Here is a 14618-nt window from a genome sequence, read left to right as displayed (position 1 = left end):
TCCATGACAAAAGAAGCAGAAAACGAAAAAGAGATCGATCCAAAGTTAAGGCGCTACTTGCATGCTCTCTCCTCTGTTTGCTTAAATCAGAAGCGGCTCGCGTATTATTTGGCCATCCACGAATACAACCGCCTGCGCGATACCTTTCTGCGGCTTCGAATCGATAACAGATGGGATACGGGAGATGCAGCCAAAACGCAAGAGCGATTGACATGGCTTTTGGAACATGGGCGAAGAACTGAATTTGATCAGCATCGCCACGTATTATCCGCACTCAGCGCTGCCAATCGTTCCAATTACATCGCATCCTTAAAAAAAGGCGACATGGAGTCAGCCCGGCAGTTGGTTGTTTACTCGTACATGAACAGACTCCCACATGCCGGCATTGCCGCCTTTGATTACGCCTGGTACCTCATTATTTGCAAAGCGGGCGCCCAACAGTCCTATATTCCCAAGACAGATGCCGTAGAAAGCATGCTGGACGTAGCCAAGCGAATCCAACTCGCATATTCGAGCTGGGAAGAGTATTTATTTGCGTATGCATGTGGCAATCTTTTCGACGAAGCAGGCGCATCAAAAAATACGAGTAAAGCAACCGAAGCTCATATTTTGAAGCTCCTGACGGGTAAGTACAGTCCGATCCGTGAATTTGACTGGAAGTTTGATCTCACACCTTACCTACCCTCTCCTCAAGTAGAAAGCTTACCTTCTTTTAGCAGCTAAGCTTACGAAAAAACGTTTCCCTCGGACTTTTCACTTTATGTCCAATGCGAAACGTTTTTTGTTCTTGTAACTAGCCTTGATAGAAGTCTTCTTACTCCCTATCCGATAGGTCCTTCACCATATGGCTCAATTTATGACCGCTTACGATCACTGTCCCATCCTCACGATAGCCGAGCGATTCATACAGCTTACGCGCACGTGGTTTTTCCTCGTCAACAAGCAAAGCGATTCGGTCATGCCCGCGCTGAATCGCTTCTTTTTCAAAGGCATCCAGCAGAAGTGATCCGATCCCCTTCCCTCTGCATGAGGAATCAACCGCGACAGAATCCAAATAAAATTCGTCATCCTTTGCTTCTTTTACAAGCGTAATCGTCTCGCCAGTCAAACGTTTGACATGCTCAACGAAGGGACGATCGAGCACCTCTGTTTGGCTTCCATGATAAAAGAGCGCCAGTCCTACCGGTACATCTGCATCCATGGCTATCACCGCGTTTTCGTAGCTGAGCCGGTTCTTTTCCTTCGCAAAAAACTCCTCCATCATGCGAATCGCATCTGCTGCCTCCGTTGCACCTGTCAACGTATGCGCGATATCTCCAATGGCATCATAAATTAATGGCGCAGCAAAAGCTGCATCTGTGGGTTCCGCTTTGCGTATCATGTGTTTCCTCCTTGCGTTTCGAGCATTCGCACGACACGGCTCTTTTCGTTTCTTTGTCTATCATGCACACTATCATTGTGTCACAATCTGCCAAACTGATCGAGCTTTCCCGACGATCGTTCACAGATCAGCAACAATGAAACCGCTCTCATTTTCCAAGAGCGGTTTCACCTTTTTCGCGTCGTCTTTCCTATCCAATCATTTTTTCAATCGTCAGCTTGCGATCATGACGCAAATCGAGGAATTCACCCATTCTTCTGACCAGCGGCCGCATCGGTTCATCCTGATGGATAAGAATCACTTCGACTTCTTCCCCGCTACTCAACCTCGCCTTTGCACCTACGTACAGCAAGGCAATGTAGCGGACAAACTGTGCAACGATCTCAACATTTAACGCCCCGTTACAGGCTTCCTTCCACAGGAGCTGTGCTGCCTCGAATGGGGACGTCCTCCCTTTGTACACCCGATCAGAACAGATCGCATCAAACATGTCGGCAACGGCGAGCACCTGACATTCGATCGGAATGCTATCGCCTTTTCTTTGCTCCGGATAGCCAGACCCGTCGAGTCGCTCGTGATGCAGCAAGGCACACAAAGCCAACAGCTCAGATCCACCCTCCATCTCACGGATCATTTCATAACCGTAGACAGTATGCTTCTTCATGATCGCAAATTCTTCTTCACTTAGCTTGCCTGGCTTAAGCAATATTTCCTTCGGTACCCTCATTTTCCCAATGTCATGCAAAAATCCGGCTGTCCCCATGAATGCTATTCGCTCTTCATCCCATTTCATCAAGCGAGCAATGAGCGAACAGAGAATCCCTACATTTAATGAATGTCGGTATGTATAGCTGTCTGCCCCTTCCAGTACGTACAAGTTCCGGAACAATCCCAAATGCTTCGTCGATTTTTCTGCTACATCAAAAAAGATGTTGGAAAAATGCTCAAGACTCTGTGCCCCGCCAACTGTCAGTTCATCGAAGAGTAATCTCGTTTTGTCGAGGGCTTGTACATAAGCAGCAACAGTCTCGGAATCTGCCTCTAGCTGGAATAGCTGAGAAGTAACTTCTTCACCGGTTCCCTCCGTCAGACTCTGTATAATGTCAACCTCACGGACTCGTTGCTTTTGCAATAGGATCACATGGGCTGGCGTGACCGTCGTGTTTTGTCCCAGCAGCAAAATTCCTTGTTCGGTGTACAAATCAGCCGCTAAAACTTGTCCAATCAGTGAGAGATCAACAGGTGCCAAAGGCATACAATCAACCTTTCCAGTCTCCGTCTTTTTAGAGGTTGTTCAAAAAGTCGACTTTTTGAACTCACACTTTTACTCAAATTATAGAAAGGAAGAGGATGAGTTACAATCTTTTTTTCGACAATTCATAACTTTGCTGGACGCCGGGACATTTCACTATTCGCATACATATGATATCAAGCAAATGTCAGTGGTTTTATCAAGGAGGGACGAACGTCTCATGACGACGCTGTACATCACACCAAAAGCGTGGAAACAGATTGAGCAGGCCGTACGAAAAAAACCCTCGCTTGAAACAGGAGGGGTCATGATGGGATACCCACTTGGTGAAGATAGATGGGTCGTTACGTATGCAAGTGAACCAGGCCCAAATGCGATTCACCAGCCACATTCTATTTTTTTCGATGACACGCATCTCAATAAGCTCGTCCGAAAATTAAGCAGACATCGACAATGGAAATACATCGGTGATTGGCATAGTCATACGGTAAAACGCCTATCTCCCAGCAAAGGTGATAAGAGAACCATTTGGGCAAAAGCGTCGCAGTCCATGTACATGTCCTCCTCTCCCCTCATGCTGATCGTCGGGCTAGGTAAAAACAATCAAATTAACGCAAGAGGCTTCATCCTCGGAAATACTCTTCGTGAGGTCAAGATTGAGCTGTATGATCGGCAAGCTCAGCAACAGCTCGGTGAAAAAGCTCCATAGCCTGGTTTTTCCCCCAGCTCGGCTGATTTTCTGCCACGACACAAATAGCGTAACGCGGCTCTTCTAACGGGGCGTACCCGAGAAACCACAGATGGTTGTTTCCATTCGCATCCCCGATTTGTGCAGTCCCGCTTTTGCCTGCCACCTGCCAAGTGGAATTCATGAGCATCTGTCCTGTTCCCTCGGTGACGACTTTGCGCATCATTTTTCGCAATTTATTGGCTGTGACGTAGTCAATTCCGTCCAAAGCGAGCCCCTGCTCTGGGAACGTATGGAACGACTGACCATTTCGGTATGCGATTTCTTTTACTAACCGTACTTGAGAGCTTTGACCACCACGCAAAATCGTTACCATCATGTTGGCTGCTTGCAAGGGGGATATTCGTACATCCCGTTGACCTATGGCGCTTTGAATCAGGACGCCTTCATCGTCGCGGGATACTCCCTCTGCAAAGACTCTCCCCGGTTCTTCGCCATCCAGTTGCTTGAAGTTTTTGAGTTTATACAGATTGGGGGTAACATGACCCACTTGAGTGGTCAAGCCCAGCTTTTTTGCATATTCCTCCAACTTTTCTCCGCCCACCAGCTTGGCAATATGGGCAATCGCAATGTTGCAGGATTGGGCATACGCTTCTTCCAGTGTCACACTGCCGTGACCTTCTTTTTTCCAGCAGGAGAATTGGTACTTCCCGTACTCCCCTGTACATGTGAAACGGTCAATTGGTGAAACAATCCCTTCCGCCAACGCGGCTGCTGCTACCACTGTTTTATAGACAGAACCAGGCGGGAGTTGCTTGAATGCGCGATTCTTCCAGTCGCTTGCGTTTCCCGTGACATTTGTTTGATCATACGTAGGGCGGCTTACAACTGCAAGAACATCGGCTGTTTGTACGTCCAAAACGACGATACTGCCCTCTTTTAAGCCTACTTGATCGGCTGCTGCCTCCATGCTTCGTTGGATTGCTGCATCCAAGGTAGTCGTTAATGACAGCGGATAGTATTGATTCGACTGCTTTGTATAGCGAATATCCAACCCTCGGAGCGGTTGTCCATGCCCATCTACATAATAGGACAAGACAGACGGCTCTACCCCTTGTAAAAACCGGTCGAAGCTTCGCTCCAGACCCGATGCTCCCAGCGTGCTCTCGGCATTCATTTTCCCGCTGGTCCATTCATCTGGATACAGCTTCTGCACCATGTCGGGATTTTTATGGATAAAACCAATCAGATGCTTGGCTACTTCATCCGCGCGGTATCGCTCTGTCACCGCCAATGCCACTACTCCTGGGATGGCAAGTGCATTGATTTCCTCAGCCTGCCGCTCGGTGAGCATCACCAGCTTGCCGGATTCCTCTCGCATGAGCAGCGGTACCTTTGCCTTTTCCATCGTCTCCGACAGCCGTTCCTTGGATTCTCCGGTTATTTGAGCCAATCGCTGCAAGCCATCTGTTCCTTGCAGGCTCCCACGTGCCAACGGGAACAAAATCAAGGCGAGATGCTCTTCTCCGGTAAAGGCGTACCCATTTCGATCTACGATATCGCCACGCCCGCTATGCAGTACAATGCTTTGCTGTCTTTGTTTTACTGCTGCCTTTACCAAATCAACGCCATGCCGAGAAAACCGATGGGGCGATCCGAGTTGAATCCACCACAAGCGCGCGACCAAACCGAGCCATAACAACGACATGGACAGCAATACAAGAAAGTGACGTCTTTTGATTCGTCGATCCAGCTGCATCGAATTCCCTCCCTGGCTTTTTTCACCAGTATTGCCGGAATGAACGCGACAGAAACAACGAACAAAGAAAAAAGAAAAAAGCACACCGTACGTCACGGTGCACTTTTAGGTGTTTATGATTGATTGGCGAATTGTTGCTTCTCCAATAAAATATTGCTGATCTTCGTGGATAACAGATCCAATGCCACTCGGTTGTAGCCGCCTTCTGGGATGATGACGTCTGCATATCGCTTGGTCGGCTCAATAAACTGCAAATGCATCGGTCGAACAACGTTTAAGTACTGTGTCACCACTGAATCAAGGGAACGACCGCGCTCTTCGATGTCACGTACGATTCGGCGTGCAATACGCACATCCGCATCCGTATCGACAAATACCTTGATATCCATCAAATCACGAATCCGCTCATCCTCCAGAATCAGCATTCCTTCCAGAATGATGACATCCTTCGGGTCGACCTGGATTTGCTCTTGCTTACGGTTATGCACCTTGAAGTCGTAGATCGGTTTTTGGATCGCTTTTCCTTGCATCAGCTCTTGCAAATGCGCAAGCAACAAATCGTTGTCAAAAGCGAAGGGATGGTCATAGTTCGTCAACGCCCGCTCTTCTGGGCTCAAATGGCTTTGATCCTTGTAGTAGGAATCCTGCTCAATCATCGTTACACTATCATTTTGGAACTGGCGGTACAGCTCCTTTGCAACAGTCGTTTTTCCAGAACCACTGCCTCCCGCTACCCCAATCAATACGGGGTTACCCATGCTTCATGTCCCCTTCCTCATGATGCTTTACACGTTTACGACCCTATGTTTTTACTTCTTTTTCATACTGATGGCCAGCCCATCTCCGACTGGAATAAATGTCGTTTCTAAATCAGGACGCTCCATCAGATGTGAATTATAAGAGAGCAGCTTGTCCACCATCGGACGCTGACGCTTGCCCGCTTCTTCTGGGGTCGCCACCAGTCCTCGGAACAGGACGTTGTCGCTGATTACCAAACCGCCTTCGCGAAGAAGCGGTAGATATAAATCGAGGAATACTCGATACTGTCCTTTGGCTGCATCGATAAACAAGCAGTCAAATTGATACGACTCCGGCAGCCCTAAAGTGGCGTCACGTGAGAGTATCTCCACACGATCTGCACATCCTGCTTCTTTTATATTTTCCCGTGCTCTCACCAATCGATCTTCATCTATGTCCATTGTGACAATTCGCGCTTCCGGTGCAGCTTCTGCAAGCCAAATCGTGGAATAGCCAATTGCCGTACCCACTTCAAGAATCGCTTTGGGACGATGCAGCAACAACAACATCCGCATGACTTGAGCGGACGGGAGCTGCACAATCGGAATGTTTTCCTCTGCCGCCTCCTGCTCCAATCGCTTGAGCAGCAAAGAACGCTCGGGAACCAGGCTTGACACGTAGTCGTCAATTGCCGGATTGGTAATCATGATTTCACTCCTCTTTCGTTACAACCGAATTATTATAGCACACCTTGAGAAAGCTTGGCTACGTCAAGCACCGTTGATCGCATGCAAAAAAAAGAGGAAACTTGGTTAGTTTCCCCTGCTTTTCTTATCATTTGCTTCATGCTCTTGCAGTGTTTTGGAAAAGTAGTGCTCGGACGTTCCGTCTTTTTTCGTCACGTAGAAAAAATAGTCGTGTTTAGCCGGATTAACGACTGCCTCAAGTGAAGCTCTGCCTGGGCTTGCAATCGGCCCCGGTGGCAAGCCAGGATTTGTGTACGTGTTGTACGGGCTTTTTACTTTTAGGTCCTCGAAGGTCAGACGGTCTCGTTGTTTCCCGAGAACAAATTGAACGGTAGCATCAGCCTGCAACGGCCACTTATCGCGAATCCGATTGTAGTACACGCCTGCTACAAGTGGACGCTCCTTGTCTACAGTTACTTCTCGCTCAACGATCGATGCGAGATTAACCGCTTCATCCAGGGTTAAATCGTGCTGCTTCAGTTGCTCTGTCCACTCTGGCTTCCATTCCTTTTGGAATTGAGCCAGCATACGCGAGACGACATCATGTGCTGTAGCATCCTTGTCCACCTCATACGTTTCCGGGAACAGATACCCTTCCAGACGGTGTTTTCGATCTGCATGCTTCGGTATGGCTGCGACAAAAGGATAGTCGGGGAATGCACCTTCATTTACTTCTTTTAAGAATGCTGCCTTCTCTACAATGCCTTCTTTCTCGAGATGATCTGCGATCTGTTCAACATTCCAGCCTTCTGGGATCGTAAATCGGTTCGCATTGATCACCGTGTTTCCTTCCACCATGGCAGTTAGTATCTCGTCAATGGCTTGGCCAGTCGTAAATTGGTATTCTCCTGCCTTAAGATCAGGGGCCACGCCTTTATACTTCACGTAGTAATTAAATACATCGGCATTTCGGATCAGACCTTGTTCTTCCAGAAGTCGACCGATTTTTTGTACGGATGAACCGGACGGAATTGCCACGTTCTTCACCGTCTGTTCACCTGCAACTGGCTGTAATTGCTGGTACACGTACCACGCTGCTCCCCCCGCTGCCAAAATGATCAACAACAACAAGGCTACCAGCCACATCACAATTCGTCCGCCACGTCTGCGTCGATTTGTCACAGGGCGGCCGGGGTTAAAATCAGGCTTCGCTGACATTGGTTTCAAGCTAGAAATCCTCCCTTTAGGGTCTCTTTATCTCCATCCCATTCATTATACAAGAGGCTTATCCAACTGTCACTTCATGGGTGATTTTGGCGAAAAAAGACATAAAAAAAGAGCCCGCCAGTTGCGGACTCTCTTTCCACGAATCTATTAAATTCCGTCTTTCTCCAAATCAGCAATCAAAGTTTCGAAGGTAGCTTCTACTTGCTCCCACTCTTCATCATCCTCGATTGGCTGGAGCATGTCTGTACCGTCATAACGCAGGAAGTGAACCTCATACTCTTCTTCCTCTTCCTGATCTACTGGTACGAGCACCAAATAGCTGCGGTCTTCAATGTCGAAAATGTACATGATACGAAAATCTCGCGGTTCCTCGGTACCTTCTTCCGTCAGCGCGATCACATCGCCCACTTCGAACTCTTCCATCATCTCTTCACTCATTGTGGTCACCTCGATTTCGCGTCCAAATATCCTTGGAGGATTAAAGTGGCCGCCATTTTATCTATCACTGTCTTTCGCTTTTGACGGCTGACATCAGCAGAAATCAGCATACGCTCTGCCGCCATCGTCGTCAAGCGTTCGTCCCACATGTGGACAGGAAGAGACATGCGTTCCTCCAAAAGCTTGCCAAATGCTTGACACATTTCAGCACGCGGGCCTATGGTTCCGTTCATGTTTTTGGGCAAACCAACGACGAAAGCCCCAATCTGATACTGCGAAACTAATTCGCTCAGGCGGGCAAGATCCTTTTCCTTGGATTGTCGCTTGATGGTCTCTACTCCTTGCGCAGTCCATCCCAGCTCATCGCTGACAGCCACTCCAATTGTCTTGTCGCCTACATCCAACCCCATCAATCGTGTCATCGTTAAGGTCTACTTGCGCTCTGACAAGTAAACGGTCACCAACTCTTCTATGATTTTGTCCCGTTCCAATTTGCCGATCAGGCTCCGCGCGTTGTTGTGGCGTGGGATAAACGCCGGGTCGCCAGAAAGCAAGTAACCTACGATCTGGGTGATCGGGTTGTATCCTTTTTCCTGCAGGGCTTTGTACACCTCTGTCAATGTTTCTTGCACATCCGCCGCATTCGCTTCCTTGGGCACCGTGAATTTCATGGTATTATCCAACGAACTCACAATCAACACCTCGATTTCCTTTGAGACTCTTTTGGTTACCTACTCTTTTTTGTATTCGACTCGGATTTCATTTACTCCTGTCGATTATACAAATTTCTTGCGCAATCGCACTATTTCGATACTGCTTGACTCTTCACGAAGTCAACCACTGCATCCAGTGCTTCTTGCAGCTTGGATGGGTCCTTACCGCCAGCTTGTGCCATATCAGGACGTCCACCACCGCCGCCACCGCAGCGGGTTGCGACTTCCTTAATGATCTTGCCAGCGTGGATACCTTGATCCATGAGATCTTTGGTTACACCTGCAACGAGGTTCACCTTGTCCCCATCGACTGCACCCAACACAATGACAGCAGAACCGAGTTTGTTTTTCAGCTCATCTACCATGCCGCGCAGGTTGTCCATATCGACAGCGGAAACACGTGCAGCGAGTACATTCTTGCCGTCTACTTGTTGGAGTTTATCCGTCAACGACGCTGCCTCGATGTTCCCCAGTTTTGCACGCAGGGACTCGTTTTCACGCTGAGCTTCTTTCAATTGTTGTTGCAGACCTTCTACACGTGCAGGTGCTTCTGCCAGTACTGGTGCTTTAAGTGCTTGCGCCACTTCTTTGAGTGTAGTGAACTGCTGGTTCAAGAACTGGTAAGCGCCGCGTCCTGTTACTGCTTCAATCCGGCGTGTACCTGCGCCGATACCGCTCTCGCTAACCAGCTTGAACAGACCGATTTCCGCGGTATTGTTCACATGGCATCCACCGCACAGCTCCAAGCTGTATTCGCCCACTTTTACAACGCGTACAACGTCGCCGTATTTTTCACCGAACAACGCCATCGCGCCCATCGCTTTTGCTTCAGCCAATGGTTTGTTGGAGATCTCGACACTCAGATTTGCCCACACTTTTTCATTCACGATCGCTTCGATACGCTCCAGTTCTTCTGACGTAATGGAGCTAATGTGAGTGAAGTCAAAACGGAGACGCTCTGGTGCTACCAAGGAACCTGCCTGATTGACATGCGTTCCCAGGACATCCTTGAGTGCTTGATGCAGCAAGTGAGTCGCTGTATGGTTTTGGGTGATAGCCAGACGTGCTTCACGGTTCACTTCCGCGCGAACCTCATCGCCTTTGCGCAGGGTACCTGCTTCGACGATGACGGAATGTACATTTTGACCCATTGGTCCTTTTTGTACATCTGTCACACGTGCTTTCACGATATCAGAAATCAGGTAACCTTCGTCATTGATCTGACCGCCGCTTTCTGCATAGAAAGGAGTTTGGCTCAGAACGACTTGTATGGTTTGACCTTCTTCTGCTTCTTCTACCAACTGGTTGTCCAAAATAATCGCTTCAACTTTACCTGTTGCTACCAATTCAGTATAACCAACAAATTGGCTCGTAACCGTCAAATCAGACAATGGACCACCTTGGATTTGCATGCTGTCTACATCTTGACGTGCTGCACGTGCACGCTCACGCTGTTCTTCCATCGCTTGATCAAAGCCATCGCGATCGACAGTCAGCCCTTGCTCGTCTGCGAAGTCTTCTGTCAAGTCAACAGGGAATCCATACGTATCGTACATTTTGAAGACATCATGACCAGACAGTTGTGTCTTTCCGCTTTCTTTTGCTGCCTTCACCATGTCAGACAGGATCGCCAGACCGTCGTTCAATGTCTCGTGGAAACGCTCTTCCTCGGCACGAATGACTTTTTCGATGAACGCACGCTTTTGGACAACCTCTGGGTAAAACTCACCCATCATCGTACCTACTGTCTCAGTCAAGCTGTACAGGAATGGCTTCTCTACGCCCAGCTTTTTCCCCATACGTACGGCACGGCGAAGTAGACGGCGAATGACGTAGCCACGTCCTTCATTGGATGGAAGCGCACCGTCACCGATCGCAAACACAACCGTACGTGCATGGTCAGCGATAACCTTCAATGCTACATCCATCTCAGGGCTTGTTTTATACTTCACATCGGAGATTTCCGTGGTCTTTTCGATCAGCGGGAACAGCAGGTCTGTCTCAAAGTTGTTGTCTACGCCTTGGATGACAGACGTCATGCGCTCAAGACCCATCCCCGTATCAATGTTCTTCTTAGGCAGCGGCGTGTAGGTACCGTCTGGATTGTGGTTGAACTGAGAGAATACCAGGTTCCATATTTCCAGGTAGCGTTCGTTCTCCCCACCTGGGTACAGCTCAGGGTCGCTCGGGTCGTTTCCGAACGCTTCTCCACGGTCATAGAAAATTTCCGTGTTCGGTCCGCTTGGGCCTTCTCCGATATCCCAGAAGTTGCCCTCCAGTCGGATGATTCGCTCTTCTGGAACACCGATTTTCTTGCTCCACAGCTCAAATGCTTCTTCGTCCTCTGGGTGAATCGTAACGGAAAGCAACGCCGGATCAAAGCCGATCCATTTTGGGCTCGTTAAAAACTCCCATGCCCATTCAATCGCTTCTTCCTTGAAGTACTCACCAATAGAGAAGTTACCCAGCATTTCAAAAAAGGTATGGTGGCGAGCAGTACGTCCCACATTTTCAATATCGTTTGTACGAATAGACTTTTGCGAGTTCGTGATGCGCGGGTTGTCCGGGATGATTCGACCGTCAAAGTACTTCTTGAGGGTCGCCACACCGCTGTTGATCCACAGAAGGGAAGGATCGTCGATTGGAACCAATGGAGCGCTAGGCTCAATGCGATGTCCTTTTTCTACAAAAAAGTCGAGGAACATCTGGCGGATTTGATTGCCTGTCAGTTTCTTCATCTACATTCTCCTCATCTAAAAATAAAAAAAGTCCCCATCCCCTCAGGGACGAGAACTGATTTTCTCGCGGTACCACCCTGCTTACAGGCTCGCTACACGTATCTTAGCCAAGGCCTGTCGCTTAAGTGGCGTCTAACGGTGCCAAGCCGCCGGGTTTTGCCCGGTCTTAGGAGTAGCCTTCTGCTGCTCTTCTTTTGGTCGCCCTCTCAACCATGGAGCGCCCTCTCTGTAAAAGGTCTGCAACATACTCGTTCCCTCATTGATTTCACATAAATCACTTTGTCCATATTATAAATATTTTCCCTGATCACTGTCAACTTTCGTGCATCATGACAGCGATTCGGCTAACGATCACTTTGCAAACGGCAAGAATCGGAACAGCAACAATTAACCCAATGATCCCCCCTACCGTTTCCCCTACCAGCAGTGCCAAGATAATGAGAAGCGGGTGCAAATGCAAAGAACGACCAACGATGTTTGGGGACAAAATGTTCCCTTCTACAATTTGAATGATGAGATTGACAACGAGAACGAGTAGAAGTGTCTTGGTGGAAATCGTAATTGCGATCACAACTGCCGGTGCCGCCCCAATCAAGGGTCCAATGTACGGAATGATGTTGGTAAGACATACGAATGCAGCCAGTACAAAAGGATACGGCATGCCGATCCACCAATAGCCCAAGTATGCGAAAACGCCTACGATCAGGGCGACAATCATTTGTCCATGTATGTATTTACCCAAGGATTCATTAATATCCCGCAAGACAATCAGCACTTGCTTCCGATAAGCCTTTGGAACAATCGACATCCCCGTCTCATGCAATTGCTTCATATCCTTCAAAAAGTAAAAAGCGATAAACGGCACGATAGCAAAAGCAAACAGCTTTCCCATCGAATGACGAGCATTATCCACGATTTTCGATACAGAGTGAGACATCCCTTCATTCGACTGGATGATCACCCGGTCCACACCCTTCGAGATGCTATCCGGCAAGAAATATTTTCGCGCCTCCCACTCACTCATCCATGTATAGTACCAATCCATCAGGCGGGGAATATCGTCTGACAGCTCCACCAATTGTTTCGTAAAAACAGGAATCGCGTTGATGATCGCAATCGTAATTACCAAAACAAATGAGCCATAAATGAGCAGAACTGCCATCAAGCGCGGAACTCTTCTTTTTTCCAGCAATTGCACGACCGGATGGAGCAAGTAAGCGATGACGAGTCCCAATATGACGGGAACGAGCACTTCCTTTATGAGCGAAAACAACTGGGACAGGACTGGTCGGAGCAGCCAAAGCAGATTGCCGATGACCAAAAGTGCGATGAGCCAAACAGCAGCAGCAAATAGACGACTTCGCCGAAGTTCATCCACGTTCCCCAACTCCTCCCTATTTGCAAACATCTTTTTTAGCTTGTCTCATTCACATAAATTTCATGTAACCTATTGACACACAATTTCGTGTTCAGTAGTATGTAATTACAAGAGGATATCTCCAAAGGGGAGTAGCTTTTTCGCAACATAGTCGTCATTACGGGATTTTTCCCCGGCTATGTTGGCAACATTTTCGTAAATGTTGTAAGCAAGACCTTTGCCGACCAGGTAAAAGGTCTATTTTTGTTTTTCAAATGACCTTTTCCTGTCCCGGGAAAGGTCGTTTTCTTTTTCGCCCCTTTACACACACTATAGGAGGTATCAAGAAAACGGCCAGCGGATTATTCGCTTCCAAAATGGATTAGGAGGAGGAAGAGAAATGGATTTATTGTTAAGCCCTGAGTTTTGGACCGCATTACTTTCTATCGTTATCATCGACCTAGTGCTGGCCGGGGACAATGCCCTCGTCATCGGGATGGCGGCTCGTAACCTGCCTGCTCATCAGCAAAAGCAAGCTATCATATGGGGAACCGTTGGTGCAATTGTCATTCGAGCATTGGCGACACTCGCTGTCGTTTGGTTGTTGAAGATTCCTGGTCTGCTGCTTGTAGGTGGTTTGATTCTCATTTGGATCGCCCTCAAGTTGCTGATTCAAGATAACGGTCATGAGAATATGAAGGCAAGCGGATCACTTGGAGCAGCGATTTGGACGATTATCGTAGCCGACACAGTAATGGGCTTGGATAACGTTATCGCGGTTGCTGGTGCCGCACATGGTGATTTCCTTCTGGTAGTTATCGGTTTGATCATCAGTGTTCCGATCATGGTATGGGGTAGCACATTGATCTTGAAGCTGATCGAGAAATATCCGATTGTTATATATATCGGTTCTGCCGTATTGGCGTATACCGCTGCGAGCATGGTAACAAGCGAGAAGTTCCTCACACCATTCTTTGCCGCTTATCCTTGGGTGAAATGGGTATTCATCGTAGCTGTTGTGGTTGGTGTCCTGTTGATCGGACGCATGAAAAGCCAACAGCAAAAACGCTTGGCAGAACAATCTTAATGCAAAGCAAGGCTCCGTCGTTTCCGCGACGGAGCTTTTTCATGTACATCAAAAAAAGCACCCGAACACAGTGTATGTTCGGGTGTTTATTTACGTTCCACTGCACATTTTGTGTTAACGAGTAACGGCACGCATCAGCTTGCGACCTGATTTCCACATACGCGTCATATCACGCATGGAGAAGGGCAACTGATTCCAATTCAATGAAAACCGACTGCGACGTCGTGGAGCCATCCAATAGCCAATGATCGCCACAATTCCGCTTGTGGCAAGAATCCGCAACAGGCCTCGAATGAACAAACGTGCCACCTCCATTGGTTTTGCCGCTCAAATCCACTACATATTCAAGTGAGCGGTTACTGTCTGTTCCTCAATGAACAGATCGTTGAGCGAATGCAAAGATCCATCTTCCTCCACTTGGTAGACAGAAGCGATCTGCTCATTGGAAACGCTCATTTCTATAAAGCAGTTCCAGCAATAGTATTGATTGGTTCCAATCTTTCCTACGTCTTTGGAACTGCAATTCGGGCATATGACACGTATCACGCTTTTTC

General features: G+C 48.1%; 16 protein-coding genes. 3 read left to right on the top strand and 13 right to left on the bottom strand.

Annotated features, from left to right (window positions below):
* Positions 1–3 precede the first annotated feature (3 nt).
* The gene (locus ASG16_RS19225; RefSeq protein ID WP_056497462.1) at positions 4–723 is read left to right on the top strand and encodes a DUF1266 domain-containing protein; all 720 of its coding nucleotides are present in this window, start codon (positions 4–6) and stop codon (positions 721–723) included.
* A gap of 91 nt (positions 724–814) precedes the next feature.
* Here the strand turns inward: ASG16_RS19225 and ASG16_RS19220 are convergent, their stop codons facing one another.
* Positions 815–1381 carry a GNAT family N-acetyltransferase gene (locus tag ASG16_RS19220; protein WP_056497465.1) on the bottom strand — a complete coding sequence of 189 codons (567 nt, stop codon included), beginning with the start codon at positions 1379–1381 and terminating at the stop codon, positions 815–817.
* Between the two features lie 190 nt (positions 1382–1571).
* Entirely contained in the window at positions 1572–2636 is a 1065-nt protein-coding gene (locus ASG16_RS19215) for an HD-GYP domain-containing protein (protein WP_056497467.1), read from the bottom strand.
* Between the two features lie 217 nt (positions 2637–2853).
* Between ASG16_RS19215 and ASG16_RS19210 the strand changes: the two genes are divergently transcribed.
* The gene (locus ASG16_RS19210; protein WP_048032165.1) at positions 2854–3342 is read left to right on the top strand and encodes a Mov34/MPN/PAD-1 family protein; all 489 of its coding nucleotides are present in this window, start codon (positions 2854–2856) and stop codon (positions 3340–3342) included.
* On the opposite strand, the gene ASG16_RS19205 is transcribed toward ASG16_RS19210, so the two are convergent.
* The 9 genes from ASG16_RS19205 to ASG16_RS19165 all read right to left on the bottom strand — a co-directional run bounded on the left by ASG16_RS19205 (position 3284) and on the right by ASG16_RS19165 (position 12998).
* Positions 3284–5080, bottom strand: coding sequence for a peptidoglycan D,D-transpeptidase FtsI family protein (locus tag ASG16_RS19205; protein ID WP_056497469.1), 1797 nt, complete (start codon positions 5078–5080; stop codon positions 3284–3286). The genes ASG16_RS19210 and ASG16_RS19205 overlap by 59 nt on opposite strands.
* 113 nt (positions 5081–5193) lie before the next feature.
* A complete protein-coding gene (udk, locus tag ASG16_RS19200) occupies positions 5194–5838 on the bottom strand; it encodes a uridine kinase (RefSeq protein WP_056497472.1) in 645 nt (214 codons plus the stop codon).
* A 51-nt stretch (positions 5839–5889) separates the two neighbouring features.
* On the bottom strand, positions 5890–6525 hold the full coding sequence (locus tag ASG16_RS19195) for an O-methyltransferase (RefSeq protein ID WP_048032162.1): 636 nt from the start codon (positions 6523–6525) through the stop codon (positions 5890–5892).
* A 105-nt stretch (positions 6526–6630) separates the two neighbouring features.
* A complete protein-coding gene (gene mltG, locus ASG16_RS19190) occupies positions 6631–7731 on the bottom strand; it encodes an endolytic transglycosylase MltG (protein WP_056497475.1) in 1101 nt (366 codons plus the stop codon).
* Between the two features lie 147 nt (positions 7732–7878).
* Positions 7879–8169 carry a DUF1292 domain-containing protein gene (locus ASG16_RS19185; protein ID WP_005832492.1) on the bottom strand — a complete coding sequence of 97 codons (291 nt, stop codon included), beginning with the start codon at positions 8167–8169 and terminating at the stop codon, positions 7879–7881.
* 5 nt (positions 8170–8174) lie between these two features.
* Positions 8175–8591, bottom strand: a complete 417-nt coding sequence (gene ruvX / locus ASG16_RS19180; RefSeq protein ID WP_047072727.1) for a Holliday junction resolvase RuvX — start codon at positions 8589–8591, stop codon at positions 8175–8177.
* Positions 8592–8600: 9 nt separating this feature from the next.
* Complete coding sequence (locus ASG16_RS19175; RefSeq protein ID WP_007727936.1) at positions 8601–8861, bottom strand: IreB family regulatory phosphoprotein; 261 nt, start codon at positions 8859–8861, stop codon at positions 8601–8603.
* Between the two features lie 110 nt (positions 8862–8971).
* On the bottom strand, positions 8972–11620 hold the full coding sequence (gene alaS, locus ASG16_RS19170; protein ID WP_056497478.1) for an alanine--tRNA ligase: 2649 nt from the start codon (positions 11618–11620) through the stop codon (positions 8972–8974).
* 313 nt (positions 11621–11933) lie between these two features.
* Complete coding sequence (locus ASG16_RS19165; protein ID WP_048032160.1) at positions 11934–12998, bottom strand: AI-2E family transporter; 1065 nt, start codon at positions 12996–12998, stop codon at positions 11934–11936.
* A gap of 379 nt (positions 12999–13377) precedes the next feature.
* Between ASG16_RS19165 and ASG16_RS19160 the strand changes: the two genes are divergently transcribed.
* A complete protein-coding gene (locus ASG16_RS19160; RefSeq protein ID WP_048032159.1) occupies positions 13378–14064 on the top strand; it encodes a TerC family protein in 687 nt (228 codons plus the stop codon).
* Positions 14065–14178: 114 nt separating this feature from the next.
* On the opposite strand, the gene ASG16_RS19155 is transcribed toward ASG16_RS19160, so the two are convergent.
* Positions 14179–14373, bottom strand: a complete 195-nt coding sequence (locus tag ASG16_RS19155; RefSeq protein WP_235617730.1) for a hypothetical protein — start codon at positions 14371–14373, stop codon at positions 14179–14181.
* Positions 14374–14400: 27 nt separating this feature from the next.
* Entirely contained in the window at positions 14401–14607 is a 207-nt protein-coding gene (locus tag ASG16_RS19150) for a YrzR-like zinc ribbon domain (RefSeq protein WP_012685613.1), read from the bottom strand.
* Positions 14608–14618: the final 11 nt, after the last annotated feature.

This window comes from Brevibacillus sp. Leaf182 (assembly GCF_001423865.2).
GTDB classification, from domain to species: Bacteria; Bacillota; Bacilli; order Brevibacillales; family Brevibacillaceae; genus Brevibacillus; species Brevibacillus brevis_C.
The sequence above is the reverse complement of the archived record's forward strand: the minus strand, read 5'-3'. Positions and strand labels throughout refer to the sequence as shown.